Source organism: Hymenobacter coalescens, assembly GCF_054783195.1.
The window spans coordinates 1-15,327 of record NZ_BAAGRA010000001.1 but is presented as its reverse complement, the minus strand read 5'-3'; the positions used below and the strand labels follow the sequence as shown (position 1 = coordinate 15,327).

15 protein-coding genes are annotated in these 15,327 nt (G+C 65.0%); 5 read left to right on the top strand and 10 right to left on the bottom strand.

Annotated features, from left to right (window positions below; genetic code table 11):
* Nucleotides 1-141: 141 nt before the first annotated feature.
* Nucleotides 142-1,017: an SDR family oxidoreductase gene (locus tag ACYVKQ_RS00075; protein ID WP_460574352.1), complete on the top strand. Its 876-nt coding sequence runs from the start codon at nt 142-144 to the stop codon at nt 1,015-1,017.
* Between the two features lie 172 nt (nt 1,018-1,189).
* On the opposite strand, the gene ACYVKQ_RS00070 is transcribed toward ACYVKQ_RS00075, so the two are convergent.
* From ACYVKQ_RS00070 to ACYVKQ_RS00060, 3 genes are read right to left on the bottom strand one after another with little or no spacing between them, the layout of a single operon-like run.
* Nucleotides 1,190-2,056 (bottom strand): LysM peptidoglycan-binding domain-containing protein, encoded by an 867-nt coding sequence (locus ACYVKQ_RS00070; protein WP_460574351.1) that lies wholly within the window; start codon nt 2,054-2,056, stop codon nt 1,190-1,192.
* A gap of 52 nt (nt 2,057-2,108) precedes the next feature.
* The gene (locus ACYVKQ_RS00065) at nt 2,109-2,249 is read right to left on the bottom strand and encodes a hypothetical protein (RefSeq protein ID WP_460574349.1); all 141 of its coding nucleotides are present in this window, start codon (nt 2,247-2,249) and stop codon (nt 2,109-2,111) included.
* A 6-nt stretch (nt 2,250-2,255) separates the two neighbouring features.
* On the bottom strand, nt 2,256-2,408 hold the full coding sequence (locus ACYVKQ_RS00060; RefSeq protein WP_460574347.1) for a hypothetical protein: 153 nt from the start codon (nt 2,406-2,408) through the stop codon (nt 2,256-2,258).
* A gap of 110 nt (nt 2,409-2,518) precedes the next feature.
* Here ACYVKQ_RS00060 and ACYVKQ_RS00055 point away from each other — a divergent pair, with 110 nt between their 5' ends.
* Nucleotides 2,519-3,283, top strand: a complete 765-nt coding sequence (locus ACYVKQ_RS00055) for a glycosyltransferase family 2 protein (RefSeq protein WP_460574345.1) — start codon at nt 2,519-2,521, stop codon at nt 3,281-3,283.
* Between the two features lie 68 nt (nt 3,284-3,351).
* On the opposite strand, the gene ACYVKQ_RS00050 is transcribed toward ACYVKQ_RS00055, so the two are convergent.
* The 3 genes from ACYVKQ_RS00050 to ACYVKQ_RS00040 all read right to left on the bottom strand — a co-directional run bounded on the left by ACYVKQ_RS00050 (nt 3,352) and on the right by ACYVKQ_RS00040 (nt 7,579).
* Nucleotides 3,352-3,831 carry a hypothetical protein gene (locus ACYVKQ_RS00050; RefSeq protein WP_460574343.1) on the bottom strand — a complete coding sequence of 160 codons (480 nt, stop codon included), beginning with the start codon at nt 3,829-3,831 and terminating at the stop codon, nt 3,352-3,354.
* A gap of 16 nt (nt 3,832-3,847) precedes the next feature.
* The gene (locus ACYVKQ_RS00045) at nt 3,848-5,140 is read right to left on the bottom strand and encodes a metal-dependent hydrolase family protein (RefSeq protein ID WP_460574341.1); all 1,293 of its coding nucleotides are present in this window, start codon (nt 5,138-5,140) and stop codon (nt 3,848-3,850) included.
* 153 nt (nt 5,141-5,293) lie between these two features.
* Nucleotides 5,294-7,579, bottom strand: coding sequence for a S46 family peptidase (locus tag ACYVKQ_RS00040; RefSeq protein ID WP_460574339.1), 2,286 nt, complete (start codon nt 7,577-7,579; stop codon nt 5,294-5,296).
* A gap of 136 nt (nt 7,580-7,715) precedes the next feature.
* Between ACYVKQ_RS00040 and ACYVKQ_RS00035 the strand changes: the two genes are divergently transcribed.
* Complete coding sequence (locus ACYVKQ_RS00035; protein ID WP_460574337.1) at nt 7,716-8,537, top strand: DUF4184 family protein; 822 nt, start codon at nt 7,716-7,718, stop codon at nt 8,535-8,537.
* On the opposite strand, the gene ACYVKQ_RS00030 is transcribed toward ACYVKQ_RS00035, so the two are convergent.
* Nucleotides 8,534-9,046, bottom strand: coding sequence for a YkvA family protein (locus tag ACYVKQ_RS00030; RefSeq protein WP_460574335.1), 513 nt, complete (start codon nt 9,044-9,046; stop codon nt 8,534-8,536). The two genes, ACYVKQ_RS00035 and ACYVKQ_RS00030, sit on opposite strands and share 4 nt — an antisense overlap.
* Nucleotides 9,047-9,176: 130 nt before the next feature.
* On the opposite strand from ACYVKQ_RS00030, the gene ACYVKQ_RS00025 reads away from it, so the two are divergent.
* Nucleotides 9,177-9,851, top strand: coding sequence for a VOC family protein (locus ACYVKQ_RS00025; protein WP_460574333.1), 675 nt, complete (start codon nt 9,177-9,179; stop codon nt 9,849-9,851).
* Between the two features lie 87 nt (nt 9,852-9,938).
* Here ACYVKQ_RS00025 and ACYVKQ_RS00020 read toward each other — a convergent pair whose 3' ends face one another.
* Complete coding sequence (locus ACYVKQ_RS00020; RefSeq protein WP_460574331.1) at nt 9,939-12,998, bottom strand: choice-of-anchor J domain-containing protein; 3,060 nt, start codon at nt 12,996-12,998, stop codon at nt 9,939-9,941.
* A gap of 161 nt (nt 12,999-13,159) precedes the next feature.
* On the opposite strand from ACYVKQ_RS00020, the gene ACYVKQ_RS00015 reads away from it, so the two are divergent.
* A complete protein-coding gene (locus tag ACYVKQ_RS00015) occupies nt 13,160-13,702 on the top strand; it encodes a DinB family protein (RefSeq protein ID WP_460574329.1) in 543 nt (180 codons plus the stop codon).
* A gap of 35 nt (nt 13,703-13,737) precedes the next feature.
* Here ACYVKQ_RS00015 and ACYVKQ_RS00010 read toward each other — a convergent pair whose 3' ends face one another.
* On the bottom strand, nt 13,738-14,382 hold the full coding sequence (locus ACYVKQ_RS00010; RefSeq protein WP_460574327.1) for an AlbA family DNA-binding domain-containing protein: 645 nt from the start codon (nt 14,380-14,382) through the stop codon (nt 13,738-13,740).
* Between the two features lie 340 nt (nt 14,383-14,722).
* Complete coding sequence (locus tag ACYVKQ_RS00005; RefSeq protein WP_460574325.1) at nt 14,723-14,986, bottom strand: hypothetical protein; 264 nt, start codon at nt 14,984-14,986, stop codon at nt 14,723-14,725.
* Nucleotides 14,987-15,327: the final 341 nt, after the last annotated feature.

Here is a 15,327-nt window from a genome sequence, read left to right as displayed (position 1 = left end):
GGCCGAGGGCGTGGTCACCGACGTTGATGTCCTGCGCAGCTCAACGGCGCCGGCTGCCGCCTGAGGTAAATACTCGGCATGCCGACTACTTTGTCGTAATAATTACCTTTCTTGCCACCCAACCCGAACGTTTCATTCCCAATGGCAACTGCACCCTACGCCCAACCCATGCTGCGCGACGGCGCCCTCGACGGCAAAACCATCATCGTCACCGGCGGTGGCACCGGCCTGGGCCGCGCCATGACCACCTACTTCCTGCAGCTCGGGGCCAACGTGGTCATTAGCTCGCGCAAGCTCGACGTGCTGGAAAACACCGCCAACGAGCTGCGCCAGCAGACCGGCGGCAAGGTGCTGGCCGTGCAGTGCGACGTGCGCAAGTACGACGAGGTGGAAAAGCTGGTGCAGCGCACCATCGAGGAGTTTGGCCGCATCGACGTGCTGGTGAACAACGCCGCCGGCAACTTCATCAGCCCCACGGAGCGCCTGTCGAACAAGGCTTTCGACGTCATCGTGGACATCGTGCTCAAGGGCAGCTACAACTGCACCCTGGCCGTAGGCAAGCACTGGATCAAGGAGCAGCAGCCCGGCACCATCCTGAACATCGTCACCACCTACGCTTCGGTAGGTTCGGCCTTCGTGGTGCCCTCGGCCACGGCCAAGGCCGGCGTGCTGGCTTTGACCCGCTCCCTGGCCGTGGAGTGGGCCAAATACGGCATCCGCTCGGTCGCCATTGCGCCCGGGCCGTTCCCGACGGAGGGCGCCTGGAGCCGCCTCTTTCCCGAGCCGCTGGCCTCCAAGCTCGACCCGGCCGCCTCGGTGCCGCTCAAGCGCGTGGGCTCGCACCAGGAGCTGGCCAACCTGGCCGCCTTTCTCGTGTCGGACTTCGCAGCCTACATCAACGGCGAGGTCATCACCATCGACGGCGGGGAATGGCTCAACGGCGCCGGCGAGTTCAACAAGCTGGAGCTGCTGACCCCGGACATGTGGGACATGATCGAAAAAACTATGCGCCGCTAAATCGCGGAGGTTTGATAGACGATTGAACGCAGTGGTGCCACGGCTTTGAGCCGTGGCACCACTGCGTTTACCGCGCGTCGTCTGGTTCGAAATAACGTGTGGCTTGAAACCAGTGGTGCCACGACTTTTAGAGTCGTGGCACCACTGGTTCCATCGTCCGCGAAATCCGGGATTAGAATTTATAGTCCTTGTAATCCTTGCTGAACTCGGCGGCGGGAATGGGCTGGTTGGCCACCACCTGCGAGAATTCAAAGCTTTCGAACAGCCCTTTGTCGTCCCACACGGCCACGGCCATGGGCAGCATCATCTTCTGATCGACGCAGAGAATGGTGCGACGTCCGTAGGCATTGGGCACCTGCAAGGTCTGGCCGGCGGGCAGCACTTCCTCGTAGCCGAGGTCGTTGCGTTCGGCAATGCGGAACTCCCCGCAGCCGAAGCGTTCGGCAATCTTGGCGGCGGTTTCCCCGCCCACGGTCTTGTAGCTCACGTACTTGAACTGCGGGAAGTCGGAGCGCAGCAGGTAGCAGGGGCGGCCCTGGACGGTGGTGTCGCCCTGGTAGCGGAAGGAGCGGCGGTAGGCCTCGGAGCGCTGCGGCGGGATGCGGATCAGGTCGGCAATGGTGCCGTAGCCCGCGTCGACGACGGAGTGGTGCTGGTTGCGCCGCATGATGGCCCCGTTGGGGTCCAGGCTGACGGTTACGTACGGAAACTTGGCCGGGTACACCCACGCGTCGCCGCCGTTCTGGCCCTGCAGGTACAGCACCTCGATGCCTTTGTGGTTGCGCAGGTAGATGCGCAGGGGCGAGGCGTTGATTTTCATGAGCGTGCGCGCCTGCTGGTAGCTGCCGGCGTGCCGTTCGTTGGCCTTCACCGTCACGCGCAGGGTTTGCAGCTTGCCGATGGCGCTGCTCAGGCGGTTGAGCAGCGTTTCGGTGGTGGGCGCCTCGGCCGGCACGGGCCCCGGCGACGGGAATGGTGCGGTGGCGGCCGGGTGCAGCTGGGAGAGCAGCGCGAGGGGCCAGAGCAGCGGAAATATCATGCGGGCGAAGAGGGCGAAGGTGGAGAAGGGGCGCCAAGGGAGGCCGCCGAGCTTAATTTAAGCTGATTTTGGGCAGGCGCGTAGCGGTGCTGTCGAATACAAATAATTCGTCGATTTCTATCTGCTGCAGGAAGCGGTACAGGGGAAACTGCTCGACCACGGCGCGTACGGCCTCCGGGGTGACGCCCTGCATGGTGACCTAGCCCCGGGAGCGGTCGGCGCTGATGGCGTAGGAGAGGATGATGTTTTCTTCGATCAGGCTGTTGACGAAGGCGCGGTGGCGGGGAATCAGCGCCACAAACTCTTCGTCGAAGACTTCGGGTAAGCGGAGCGTTACGACGTATAGGCCCATGGGAATGCGGAGCAGAGAAGTTGCCCCGGTAAACGCCACGGCTGACGGGAAAGTTGGGAATGGCTTCCGGAAGGTAACTTTTTTCGGCCGGGCCCGAACAAGCAAGTCCTATGCACTTTGCCGTCATCACCCCCACGCACAACCGGGCCGCCTTTCTGCCCGAGGCTGTGCAGAGCGTACGCGCCAGCGTCCTGGCCCCGCTCGATGCCTCCTACGAGCACCTCATCCTCGACAACGCCTGCACCGACAACTCGGCGGCCTTCCTCGGCGAAGCCCGCGGCTGGCAGGGCCCGCCCATCCGCACCTGGCAACACCAAGGGCCTGAGCGCCTGCTGCCCGGCCCGGCCCGCAACCGCCTCATCCGCGAAACCGACCCGGAGGCCTGGCTCGTGCCCCTCGACGACGACGACCTGCTGCTCCAGCGCTGCCTTTACCACTACGGCGCCCAGATCGAAGCCCACCCCGACCGGCCGTGGCTGGTGGCCGATTTCCTGCGCGTGGACGAAGAGCGGCGCTACCTGCCCGGCGAGGATTACTACGCCTGGCGCTTCGACACGCCCGCGGCCATGCTGCAGGCCATTTTCCGGGCCGAACACTTCATCCAGGGCAACGTGTGCTACAGCCGCCGCCTTTTCGACGAGGTGGGCGGCTACGACGAAGAGCTGCGCATGGCCGAAGACCTCGACCTCTACGTGCGCTTCCTGCTGGCCGGGCACCTGCCCGTCATCTGCCCCCACCTGAGCCACCTGCACCGCTTTCACCGCGCCAACGTGAGCATCGGCGTGGACGCCGAAAAGCACGGCGCCGACCTGCGGGTGATTTACGACAAGTACGCGGCGCAGCTCAAGGCGCTGGGCGTGGAGCGGCCGGGGTAATTTGTCAATGACAAACCATAAGAGACACGTAACAGGTTAACTCTGCTGACCTGTTACGTGTCGTTTTTTTACCAGAACTTCCACCAAGGCTTGGCCGCCACAGCCGAATCATCCATATTCCATAGCAGCACTGGTGGCGAGAGTTCTACGTTTTCTGCCTGTGAACCCGCGTTTAGCAAGTTGTTGACGGCGTGAAACTCGGCACTCCACATGGCTACGGGCCAGTGGAGTTCCTGACTCCATTGGCCGGTGGCGACCAACTGCCGAGCCAAACTGGTAGCAGCCAAAAACACAGGCTCAGCTGCCAAAGAGTATCCCGAATGGATGCGCCCACTGGCTCCTACGCGGGAGTATTCCTCGGAGAATTGCAGCGACAGTTGTTCCAGTACGATGCGGCCGAAGGCCAGCGGCAAAAAGGCTACGACCTGGTTGGCTAGGGCCTCATCAACGCCTTGGGCCAAAAGAAACTGCTGGACGGATTCGTCGTCGGCCTCGTCAGCGGCAAACGCCGGAAGGGCGGCGGCAAGGATGTCGGGTATGGAGGGCATAGGCTACAAGTTGCAACTATTCCCGCACCACCACCCCGCCCTTCATCACCCACTGCACCTGTCGCAGCGCCGCCACGTCCTGCGTCGGGTCGCCCGGCACGGCCACCAGGTCGGCGAGCAGGCCGGGCTGCACCTGGCCGCGGTCGGGCAGGTGCAGCAGCTGCGCGTTGCCGTGGGTGGCGCCGCGCAGCACGTCCAGCGGGCTGAAGCCGTACTCGCGCACCAGCAGCTCCAGCTCGCGCACGTTGTCGCCGTGCGCGAATACGCCCGCGTCGCCGCCCACCACCAGCGCCACGCCGGCCCGGCGGGCGGCCTGCACGCTCGCTTTCTTCTGCTGGATGCGCTCCGGCTCGGGCGCCTGGCCCTTGCGCCAGCCCTGGTACTGCAGAACGGCGTCGCCGGCGGCCACGGTGGGGCAGAGGACCACGCCGCGCTGCTTCATCAGCCGGAACACCTCCGCCGTGCCCTGGTCGCCGTGCTCGATGGTTTCGACGCCGGCCAGCGTGGCGCGGCGCATGCCCTCGGGCGTGGAGGCGTGGGCCACCACCGGGCGGCCCAGGGAGCGGGCGGTGGCGACCAACACGTTCAGCTCGTCCTGGGAAAACGTGGGCACCGAGGGCCCGCCGGGCGTCAGGCGGTAGTCGGCGTACACCTTCACCACGTCGGCGCCGCGGCTGACCTGCTCGCGCACGGCCCGCACGATTTCGTCGGCGCCGCTGACCTCTTGCGCCCCCTGCGGCACCGGCACGTCTACCGAGAGCTTGGGCCCGTAGCAGCCGGTGGCCACGAGGGCCCGGGTGGCAATGAGCAAGCGCGGACCGGGAATCAGCCCCTGGTCAATGGATTGCTTTAGCCCGACGTCGGCGTAGCCAGCACCCTCGGAGCCCAGGTCGCGGGCGGTGGTGAAGCCCGCCAGCAGGGTGCGCCGCGCGTGCACCGTGGCGCGCACCACCCGCTCAGCCTGCGACTCGCGCAGCACTTGGTCGTTCCAGCTGGTTTCGTTGTAGGGGTGCAGCAGCAGGTGGGCGTGGCCTTCGATGAGGCCGGGCAGCAGCGTGAGGCCCGGCAGCGGCACCGGCCGGCAGCCGGCCGGTGCCGCCAGCTGCGCGGCCGGGCCCACGGCCTTGATCCGCTCGCCCTCCACCAGCACGGCCCAGCCCGGGTGCAGCGTCTGGCCATCGAACACGGCGGCGGGTTGCAGCAGGTAGGCCGCCGGGGGCGGGGAGCCCGCCGCCGAGGGCTGAGCCTGGCTGCGCGGCGGCAGAAGCAGGCTTAGCAGCAGGCCCGCGCGGTAAAGCATTCTAACCATGTCGCAAGCTAAGCGCCTGACGAGGTTTTGCGGCAAGGCCACGCCGCGGTTCAGGTTGAAGAAAAGGCGTAAGCCTGACAAATCCGCCCCAACAACAAGGCCCTGCTCCCGGGAGGGAACAGGGCCTTAGGCACGGTGAGAGCCGGGCGACGCTTAGTTGACCGCCGCGGCCTTTTCGCGCTTCACCTTGACTTTCTGCTTCTTCGCCTTCTTGTCCGACGTGCCCGCCGGCTCGAAAGCCGGCTGATTGGGGCCGCCCACCAGCTTCATTTCCTTTACCAGGTGCGTCGCGCCGGCGAACTTATCGACCACGAACAGCATGTAGCGCACGTCCAGCGTGATGTTGCGCACGCGGTCGGGGTCGTACATGATGTCAGACATGGTGCCCTCCCAGTTGCGGTCGAAGTTGGTGCCGATCAGCTCGCCGCGGCCGTTGATGACGGGCGAGCCGCTGTTGCCGCCGGTGGTGTGGTTGGTGGCCGTAAAGGCCACGGGCACCGTGCCGTTGACGGCGTAGGGGCCGTAGTCCTTTTGCTGGTACAGCTCCACGAGGCGCTGCGGCACTTCGAAGTCCACGTTCGTCGGGTCAACCTTTTCCATGATGCCGTCGAGGGTGGTGTAGTAGGCGTACTGCACCCCGTCGGCGGGCTGGTAGCCGGCCACCTGCCCGTAGGCCACGCGCAGGGTGGAGTTGGCATCGGGGTAAAACTTGCGCTGCGGCTGCTGCTGGCGCAGGCCGGCCACGTAGGTGCGCTGCAGCAGCGTAATCTGGTCCTGGGCCGCCAAGTACAGGGGCAGCACCTTCTGGCGGTAGGTGGCCACGATGGGGGCCACCAGCTGGTAGGCCGGGTCATTCAGAATGCCGCTGATGTTGCCCTTGGCCACTTCGTCGAGCACCTTCTGGGCGCTGGCCTCGGAGGTGAGGCGGCTGCGCGCGTAGAGGTCGGCCACGAAGCGCTGCCAGGCTTCGGGCGTGGTGTGCTGCTTGCGCAGGGCCTTGATGTGGTCGGGCAGCAGCTCGGCGGGCGTGCCTTCGGCGTACAGCGGGAGCAGGGCCGCCGCCACTTTCTGGTCGGTGGCAATGTTGATGTTGCGGAACGTGCCGGTGGTGCCCTTGCGCGTCTTTTCCAGGGCCGCGTTGATTTCTGCCTGCGGGGCCTTGTCCTGAATCAAATCCACGTACTGCTGCAGGGCGCTGGCGTAGTTGAGCAACTCGATGCCCAGCGCGGCTTCCGTCACGTAGTCGCGGGCTACCACGTAGGGGCGCACGGCGCGGTACTGCTGCTCCAGCTGCGGCAGTACCTGCCCGTAGGCGGCCTGCCGGGCGGCGTCGCCCTGCTGCACCCACTGCCGAAACTGCTCTTCCTGCTGCTGCTTGCGGCGCACTGCGTCGAGGCGCTTAAGGCCGCGCATCTCGCCGATCCACTTTTTCCAGTAGTTGGCCAGCGAAGCGTATTTGGCCGCGTACTGAATGCGCACCTTGTCCGACGCTTTCATGTCGGCGTCGAGAATGCGCAGCTTGGTGTCGCGGATTTTCACCTTGATGGGGTCGGAGGCCGAGTATGTTTCGTCGACGCCCCAGGAGGTGAGGTACTCGGTGGTGCGGCCGGGAAAGCCGAACACCAGCGTGAAGTCGCCGGGCTGCACGCCGCTGAGCGAAATGGGCAGCGAGTGGCGGGGCTGGAAGGGCTTGTTGGCCTTAGAGTAGGGCGCGGGCTTGTTGTCGGGGCCGGCGTAAATGCGGAAGATGCTGAAGTCGCCGGTGTGGCGGGGCCACATCCAGTTGTCGGTGTCGCCGCCAAACTTGCCGATGCTGCTCGGCGGGGCACCCACGAGGCGCACGTCCTCAAATACTTCGGTGACGAACAGGTAGTACTCGCCGCCCCCGAACATGGGCCGCACGAAGGCGCGGTAGTGCGTGCCTTCCACGGCTTTCTGGGCCACCTGCGCGATGCGCTGCTGCACGATTTTTTCGCGCTCGGCCTCGGCAATGCCGGCCGGCAGGCCCTGCAGCACGGGCGCCGTCACGTCCTCCATGCGCACGATGAAGGTAGCCGTCAGGCCCGGGTTGGGCAGCTCCTGCTCGCGCGTCATGGCCCAGTAACCCTTGGTCAGGTAGTCGTTTTCGACCGACGAATGCTGCTGAATCTGCCCGTAGCCGCAGTGGTGGTTGGTGAGCAGCAGGCCTTCGTTGGAAATGATTTCGCCGGTGCACCCGCCGCCGAACTGCACGATGGCATCCTTCAGCGAGCCGCGGTTGACGGAGTAAATGTCTTCGGCGGTGAGCTTGAGGCCTTTTTTCTGCATGTCGGCTTCGTTGAGCTGCTTGAGCAGCAGCGGCAGCCACATGCCTTCGTCGGCGCGGGCCACGGCGGGCAGCAGCAGCGCCAGCAGCAGCGCGCAGGCACGCAGGCCGCGCAGGGGAGAGAATGTCGTCACGAGCGGGAGCTTGAATGGGGAATGGTTGGCGCAAAATTACGCCGCAATGCCGAGACGCCCTGCGGCGGGCTTGGCCTACCTTTAAGGCTCCCGTGCCCCGCGCCGGGTTCCCGCCGCGCCTAGCTTTTTGCCGCCGATGCCGTTTACGCTCTGCCATCCCGCCGCCGTTGTGCCACTGGCCCGCCCCCTGGGTTTGCCGCTTTCGGCCCTGTGGATCGGTAGCCTCGCGCCCGACCTGATTTACTTCGTGCAGCTCCAGGCCACTGGCAACATCGGCCACACGCTGCCCGGGCTGTTTACCTTTTGCCTACCGGCCGGGCTGCTGGTGCTCTGGCTGTGGCACCGCGTGGTGAAGGCCCCGGCCGCGGCGCTGCTACCCGCCTGGGCAGGGCGCCGCGCCGCCCAGGCAGCCAATCAGCCCTTTGCCTTCGGGCCCGGCCGCCGCTTCGGAGCGGTGGTGGCGGCCCTGCTGCTCGGGGCCCTCACGCACGACGCCTGGGATGCTTTCACCCACCTCGATGGCTGGGTGGTGCAGCACTGGCCGCTGTTGCAGCGCGAGGTGCCGTTCCCGGTTTTCGGCTCGATGCCGCTCTGCAAGGTGGGGCAGCTGGCCAGTACGGCCGGCGGGGGCGTGCTGCTGGCCTGGTGGGCGTGGCGTTGGCTGCGCCGGCAACCCGCTGGTGCCACGGCCCCGCCGCTGCGCCGCCGCCTGGGCTGGACCGTGGCGCTGATGGCGGGCGCGTTGGTGCTGGGCGTGGGCTACAGCCGCTGGCAGGCCGCCCCGCTGCAGTCGTATGCGGCGCTACGCTGGTTTCTGGTGCAGTCTATCGTGGCCAGTTGCTCGGCGCTGTGGCTGGGACTGGTGGCGTTTGGGCTGTGGTACCGGCGCCAACACGCCAACGCCGGCCCCGTGGAGCCGGCGTTGGCGTGGAAGAGCAAGAAAAATGCGTCGGTTTAGGAGTGGCCGAGCTCAGCCACGGCCGCCGCTTGTTGCGCGGAGCGGGCCGAGGTAGTCGGGGGCAGGGCGGCTTCGGGGGCCGCAGCGGCCGCGCTGGTGGTTTCCCACTCGCGGAAGCGGCTGATTTCGCCCTGAAACTTGCCGATAAACCAGCTCACCAGGCTCAGGTCATCCAGAAAACCCAGCAGGGGAATGAAATCCGGTACCAAGTCGATGGGCGACAGCACGTACAGCAGCACGGCCAGGCCCGCCACGATGGTGCCCGTCTCGATCTGCCGGTACGCGCCGCTGATGTAAGCCCGCACGAGGCGCACCAGGGTGAAGGCCGCGTCGAAGAGCTGCTTGAACTTGTTGTCCTTGCTGCCCTGGGTGGCCAGCTTGTCGGCTACCTCGTTGAGCACGAGTATCACCTTGAAGGGCTTGCCCAGCAGCTTGCCGGCGCGGGAGGCAAAGAGGCTGAACAGGGCATTTTTGGAAATTGACAGGCCGCGTTGGGCGAGGGAAGCCATAGAGGAGAGGAAAAGTAAACGGATGTGTCCCCCTGTACGCGGCCACCGGCCGGGGCGTTGTTGGCAGCCGGGCTTGACCAACCGGCCCAAACCCGTTACGTTGCGGCGCCACTCCCCAACGGCTGCCTTTATGCGCATTCTGGCCCTCCACCTGCTGGCCCCCGACCTGCCCGCACTCCGCGCGTTTTACGGGCAGGTGCTGGCGCTGCCGGTGCAGCAGCCCCATCCCGCCGAGCTGCACGTGACCGTGGGCTGCTCCCGATTGCTGTTTCGGCAAGCGCCGCCCGGTGCGGAGCCGTTCTACCATTTCGCGTTCAGCGTGCCGCACAACCGGCTCGAGGAGGTGTACACCTGGCTGCGCGCCCGCACGCCGCTGTTGCCCTTCACCGATGGCCAGCCCATTGCCGACTTCCCCAACTGGCAGGCGCGGGCCTTTTACTTTCTTGATCCAGCCGGCAACATCCTCGAGTGCATTGCCCGCCGCGGACTGCCCAACGCCGCTCCCGATTCCTTCACGGCGCCCGGCCTGCTCGACCTCAGCGAAGCCGGCCTGGTAACGCCCGACGTGCTGTCGACCGCCGAGGCCATTACGGCGGCGCACGGCGTGCCCGGCTTTCACCGCGGCCCGCGCCTGCCCAACTTCGCCGCCCTCGGCGACGATGAGGGCCTGCTCGTCCTGACCGCAACCGGCCGCGGCTGGCTGCCCACGGGCCGCCCCGCCGAGCGCCATTGGCTGCGGCTGGCCGGTGAGCAGGACGGCCAGGCGTTTGTGCTGGAAGATGGGCACCCGCCCTTGGCTGGTTGAGGCGGCGGGCTGGACCAAACACCACAAAAAAAGCCCCGCTCCAGAAGGAGCGGGGCTTTTTTGCGGAGCCGGAAACGGCGGAGAAGCCTATTGCTTCACGAAGCGCTCCACGTAGGTCTGCTGCTCGCCCACGATGCGTACCACGTACATACCGGCGTGCAGGCCACCCACTTTGGCGTTGAGCTGCTGGTTGAGCTGCTCCACCGAGCCGGTGCTGCTGATAACCAGGCGGCCGTCGGTGGTGTGCACCTGCAGCTGCAGCGACTGGCTGCGCTCGGGCACTTCCACGCGGATCGACTTGCTTACCGGGTTCGGGTACAGGCCCAGCTTGGCCACGTGGCCCTTGGCCGTCGAGGTGGGGTTGGCGAACGAGAAGCGCGTCAGAATCGGGTAGTGGTCGGAGGTGGAGTTGGCGTAGTTGGTTACCAGGCCGGCCACTTGCGTCTGCACGGCGGCCGAGGCCGGCACGTAGTAGGCGTTCATCTCGTTCGATACCACCACGTGGTCGATCATGTCGTTGAAGCTCACCGTCGACTTCTGGCCGGTCAGGCTCAGCGGCAGGGTCAGGGCCGGGTAGTTGGCGGCATCGGCGGTGAAAGCGCTGTACGAAGTCGTGTTCGGGGTGATGCCAGCGGTGATGGTCTGGTCCAAGTCGTCGTTGAAGTCACCCAGGATGACCACGTTGGCCGTCGGGTAATCGGTGTCGAGCTTGGCTTTCAGCGCGTCGGCGCCGGTTTTGCGGCGGTTATAAGAGGCCACCAGGTCACCGGTGTTGGCTTTGGCGTGGATCAGTACGAAGCTCACCTGCTTGGTGACGCCGCCCAGCGTTGCGTTGGCCGTCATCACGAACGGGAAGCGGCCCGACGACCAGGCGTTGAACTGCGGGCAGTTCTGCACCTCGGTGCAGCGGAAGAAAGCCGTGAATTGCGGGTTGCTGATAACGCTGGTGCGGTACACGAAGGCCAGTTTCTGGGCATCGGCGTAGTCCGGGTCCTGGCGGTTATCGGCGTACGAGCCGAAGTCCGATACGCGGTAGGCGTAGCCCGGCATGGCGGCCACCAGGGCGCGCAGGCGGGTGGTATCCACCACTTCCGCCAGTGCAAACACGTCGGCGTTCAGCGCGTTGAGGATGGTGCGCACGTTGGCGTCCTGCTGCGGCTCGTTAGTGGGCCCGTTAGCCGTCGAGCCGAACCACTCGATGTTCCAGTTGACGACCTCCAGCGTGTTGGCCACGTCGTAGGTGTTGCCGCTCAGGGCCACGGTCACGCTGGTAGCGCCGGCCGTGGCCAGCGTCAGGGTGCCAGTGTAGTTGCGCGACGCTGCCGTGGGGGTGAAGCGCACGGTGACCGTCACGGGGCCGGTGGCGGCCGTAGCGGCCGGTACCGTGACCGAACTGGCGAAGGTCGTCCCGTCGAGCGACACCTGAAAGGCCGGGTCGGAAGAAGAGATGGTCGCGTTGGCGGTCAGGTTTTCCAGGTAAGCGGCGAAGGTCTGGGTGGGCGAGGTGCTTACGGCCTGGTAGCCAAAGGCCACGCTGCTCGGGCTGGTGCGGATGGCCGGCGCCGGCGCCGTGGCCGAGTTGGTCACGCTCACGTCGTCGATGGTCCAACGGGCGCCGTCGGCGGCCGTGGAGGTGTACACAAACGCCACGTACACGCCCGCCTGCTTGTAGGCGCTCAGGTTGAGGTTGCTGGTCTGCGTCCAGGCGGCCGTGCCGGTGGGCGGGAAGTACGCGTTCAGATCGGTCCAGGTCACGCCGGCGGCCAGGGGGCTGCCGGTGCCGGAGTAGTTGGTCGATACCTTCAGGCGCGGGGCCGGACCGGCAAAGGCGACGCGGCTCCAGAAGGAGAGCAGCGGGAAGTTGGTGCCGGCCAGGTTCAGGGCGGGCGAAATCAGCCAGTCTTCGTTGACGTTGTTAATGCCGTTGGCGAAGCCGTTGATCTGCACCGCGCTCGGAAAGGCGGCCGTCGACGCCGGGTCGGCGGGGTTGCGGCCGAAGGTGGTGCAAGCCCAGGTTTGGGCACCCGTCACGCTAAACTGTGTCCAGCCGTCGGAAAGGCTGGTCGTGCCGGTGCAAGCCTGGAAGTCGAAGCTCAGCTGGTTGGGGTTCAGGCCGGTGCCGCTCAGCGCCAGCGTACGGGCCGGAGCGCCCGCGCTGGTGTGCGTGATGCTGCCCGTGGCCGCGCCCGTGGCGGTGGGCGCAAACTTCACGTACAGCGTCTTGGCGGTGGTCACTTCCGCGGTGGTCAGCGTCAGCGACGTGCCGTGGGCGGTGTTGTCCTTCGAGATGGTGAACGGGCCAGTGGCCGTCACGGTCACGTCGCCGGTCAGGTTGGCGCCCGTCAGGGTGTAGGTCTGCGCGCCCGACGTCGAGCCCACGTTCTGGCCCGGGAAGGTCAGCGTGGCCGCCGACAGCGTCAGCACCGGCGAAGTGGGGTTGGTGGCACCCCAGCTCAGCGAGAAATCGTCGATGGCCATGCCATCGTCGGCGCCCGTCACGTCGGAATCGGTCCAGCGCAGCCAGATATTGGTGCCGGCCGGCACGTTCAGGCCCGTGATGGTGCTCGTGATGGTGGCCGAGTGCGCCGGGGTCGTGATGCCGTTGGTGGTGGCGGCGTTGCCGGGATTGGCGTAGTCCAGGGCCGTCACGCCAGTCCAGGTGCCGGTGCTCAGCGAGGTGGCGTCGGTGCTGTACTGAAAAGACAGTTTGTCCGCGCGGTTGATGGTGCCGATGCGCCAGGTTTCGCCGGTGTAGGTCACCGTCAGGCTGGTCAGGGCCGCGCCGGTGTTGTTGGCGAAGGCAGCGCCAAACGAGGGCACTAGGGAGCCGCTGCGCAGCCCACCAAGCGCCCGCTCGGTGCTGCCGGTGGCGCCGTAGCTGTAGGTGTTGCCCCCGTTGGACCCGCCGTTATCGGCCGTGTACAAGTCGTTGGCCCCGGTGCCGGTGCCCGCGTTGGTCTCCAAAAAATCCCACCCGGCCGGCAGGGTCGTTTTGTTGTTGCTCGCCCCGGTGTTGCCCAGCGCGTCGAAGTTCTGGGAGTACGGGCTCGTGGCCAGCGGCGTGGGCGTCACTTGAGCCTGGGCTGCCTGAGCCGCAAAGCCCAGCACGCCGGCGCTCAACAAGCCTAGGAGTAAAGGTGATTTCATCGACATGAAGGTCGGTTTGGTGAGAAAACAAAGGTACTTCTGCGTGAGGGTTACAATGTTACCTAAATGTTACCAAAACGTCATGAAGTTGACCTGCAGGTAGGAGAGGGGGTTCCCGACGGCGGCGCGTAACTTGTCGCGTCGTCTTCATGTTCATTGCCATGTCCGCATCACTGCGCCCGGCCCCGGGCACTTATCCGCCTTACTTCGACAACTATTTCCACCACATCGGCGAGGGCATCGACCCGCTTGCTATGCTCAGCGTGGAGCCCTCGGCGCTGCACCAACTGCTCGCGGCCGTAGACGACGAGCAGGCAAGCCTGCGCTACGGCCCCGGCAAATGGAGCATCAAACAGGTCGTGCTGCACTTAGCCGATGCTGAGCGCATCTTCGCCTACCGCGCCCTGCGCTTTGCCCGGGGCGACGGGCAGGAACTGCCCGGCTTCGACGAAAACGGGTACGCGGAGCATTCCGGCGCCGATGAACGCCCGCTGGCCAGCTTGCTCGACGAGTACGCGGCCGCGCGCGGGGCCACCCTGGCTTTGTTCCGGAGCTTTACGCCCGAGCAATGGGCGCGCGGCGGCAAAGCCAATCACCAGCCCGTCACGGTGCGGGCGCTGCTCTACTTGCTGGCAGGCCACGAGGCTCACCATCTGCACGTGCTGGCCGAGCGTTACTTGCCGCTGCTGACGCTCGAGGCGTAAGCTGCCCAGGCCGAAGCCGCGTGCTCGGCGGCCGGCTACGCTTTGGTGTAGTAGGGCTCTTTTTCCTTGTCGTGGTAACGCAGGTAGCCGTGGAGCACCAGCTTGATAAGCATGCGGTGCGCTCGTCGCTTGGACACGTTGATGAGCTTTTCGTACTGCCCCAACGTCAGGCGGGGATGCAGCCGCACGTAATCCAGCGCCGCCTGCTCGTGGCGGCTGAGCGGAATCCATTCGAACTGGCTGCCGGGTGGTGGGTCACGGCGCAGCACTTTTTCCGTGAGTTGGCTGGTTTGCACGCTTTCATCGCCCACGCGCACATAGCCCCGCCAGTCGTCGTTGCCGACGCGGGCACGGTGGGGCTTGTGGGCGCTTTCAGCCACCGTCACCACCAGCACGGTACAACCATCAACGTCTACCTCGTCCAGGCGCAGCGTCAGCGGCGGGTCTACGTAGTGCGTCGCGGCCTCACGCAGCAGGTAGCGTTCCTCTTCCGCGTCGCGTACGCCCACGATGCGGCCGTTGTCCTCGACGCCTACCAATACACGTCCCCCGCGGGCGTTGGCCAAGGACGCCAGGGTGCGGGATATGCGGCTGGGGTGGGTCGTACGCTTTTTAAATTCGAGGCTTTCGCCTTCGCCCTGCGCAATCAACTCGCGCAAGCGTGTCGGGGTTAATGTCATGGGGATGTGGCAGCTTAACAAAGCCCCTGACGTCTGGCAATTAATAGCTATTGGCAGGCGACGGTGCTGATAAAGAATAACCAAACGGAAAGACCCCGGGTTTCCACCAGGCAATAGGCTGAGCCGAAACGGGCGAAATAATAAATAGGCGCGTGCAACTTCGAAGAAAAAACGGGAGTGAGTTGCCTTTCGAGCAGTTGCAGAAGGCGTAGCCAACCCGGTCTGGTAAGCTGCTGGGGCAACCGTACGCTACTGGCCTGGATAGGAGGAGGGTGAACTAAAAAAAGGTCCGCCAACACTGATGTTGACGGACCCTCTAAGCTTTGAAGCAGGCAATTACTTAGGCGTTGCCGGCAGTGTTTTTGGGCGGGCGGCCCGGCCCGCGGCGACGGCCTTCGCCGGTTTCGCCGCCTTCCGCCGACGAAGTCTTACGACCCGGCTTTTTGCGTTCGGTAGGCTCGTAAGCCGGATCCAGCAATTCAGCCAGCTCATTCAGGGCCAACTGCACCTTGCCGTGCGCGCGGCGAATTTCGCGAACCAGGTTTTCGTTGCGGGTCGCATCCGTGAGGACTTTTTGCAGATGCTGCAGATTCAGTTCGGCCATTGTTATGTAGAAAGTAAAAGTGTGCAAGACCTGAACAAAGGAACGAGGAAATGAAAATAAAGTAGCGTGCAGGCTGGAGTTTTTTTTGTGACATAGGTTGAAATGGCGCTAGATGTCTTTTAAAGCCATTTTCTGAGCGATAAATAAATTTAGATAATGCTTAATAACGCCGATTTCATAGCCAGTTGCCCGGCATTAATTGCTTAAAGTAATAAGCATTAATTATTCATTAAGCAATAAGCGCAGCGTGGCTGATTATTCCCCAATACCCGTTTCCTGGCATTGCTACAACCTCATAGCTATCTGTATCTTGGGGCATGACATGTACGCGGTGTGGCAGT

What these genes read in the sequence shown, in the direction of transcription:
- ACYVKQ_RS00070 (WP_460574351.1), bottom strand. Translation starts at nt 2,056, where the DNA reads ATGATATTTCCGCTGCTCTGGCCCCTCGCGCTGCTCTCCCAGCTGCAC.
- ACYVKQ_RS00025 (WP_460574333.1), top strand. Translation starts at nt 9,177, where the DNA reads ATGCGCATTCTGGCCCTCCACCTGCTGGCCCCCGACCTGCCCGCACTC.
- ACYVKQ_RS00015 (WP_460574329.1), top strand. Translation starts at nt 13,160, where the DNA reads ATGTCCGCATCACTGCGCCCGGCCCCGGGCACTTATCCGCCTTACTTC.
- ACYVKQ_RS00060 (WP_460574347.1), bottom strand. Translation starts at nt 2,408, where the DNA reads ATGGGCCTATACGTCGTAACGCTCCGCTTACCCGAAGTCTTCGACGAA.
- ACYVKQ_RS00055 (WP_460574345.1), top strand. Translation starts at nt 2,519, where the DNA reads ATGCACTTTGCCGTCATCACCCCCACGCACAACCGGGCCGCCTTTCTG.
- ACYVKQ_RS00035 (WP_460574337.1), top strand. Translation starts at nt 7,716, where the DNA reads ATGCCGTTTACGCTCTGCCATCCCGCCGCCGTTGTGCCACTGGCCCGC.
- ACYVKQ_RS00045 (WP_460574341.1), bottom strand. Translation starts at nt 5,140, where the DNA reads ATGGTTAGAATGCTTTACCGCGCGGGCCTGCTGCTAAGCCTGCTTCTG.
- ACYVKQ_RS00010 (WP_460574327.1), bottom strand. Translation starts at nt 14,382, where the DNA reads ATGACATTAACCCCGACACGCTTGCGCGAGTTGATTGCGCAGGGCGAA.
- ACYVKQ_RS00050 (WP_460574343.1), bottom strand. Translation starts at nt 3,831, where the DNA reads ATGCCCTCCATACCCGACATCCTTGCCGCCGCCCTTCCGGCGTTTGCC.
- ACYVKQ_RS00030 (WP_460574335.1), bottom strand. Translation starts at nt 9,046, where the DNA reads ATGGCTTCCCTCGCCCAACGCGGCCTGTCAATTTCCAAAAATGCCCTG.
- ACYVKQ_RS00020 (WP_460574331.1), bottom strand. Translation starts at nt 12,998, where the DNA reads ATGAAATCACCTTTACTCCTAGGCTTGTTGAGCGCCGGCGTGCTGGGC.
- ACYVKQ_RS00075 (WP_460574352.1), top strand. Translation starts at nt 142, where the DNA reads ATGGCAACTGCACCCTACGCCCAACCCATGCTGCGCGACGGCGCCCTC.
- ACYVKQ_RS00065 (WP_460574349.1), bottom strand. Translation starts at nt 2,249, where the DNA reads ATGCAGGGCGTCACCCCGGAGGCCGTACGCGCCGTGGTCGAGCAGTTT.
- ACYVKQ_RS00005 (WP_460574325.1), bottom strand. Translation starts at nt 14,986, where the DNA reads ATGGCCGAACTGAATCTGCAGCATCTGCAAAAAGTCCTCACGGATGCG.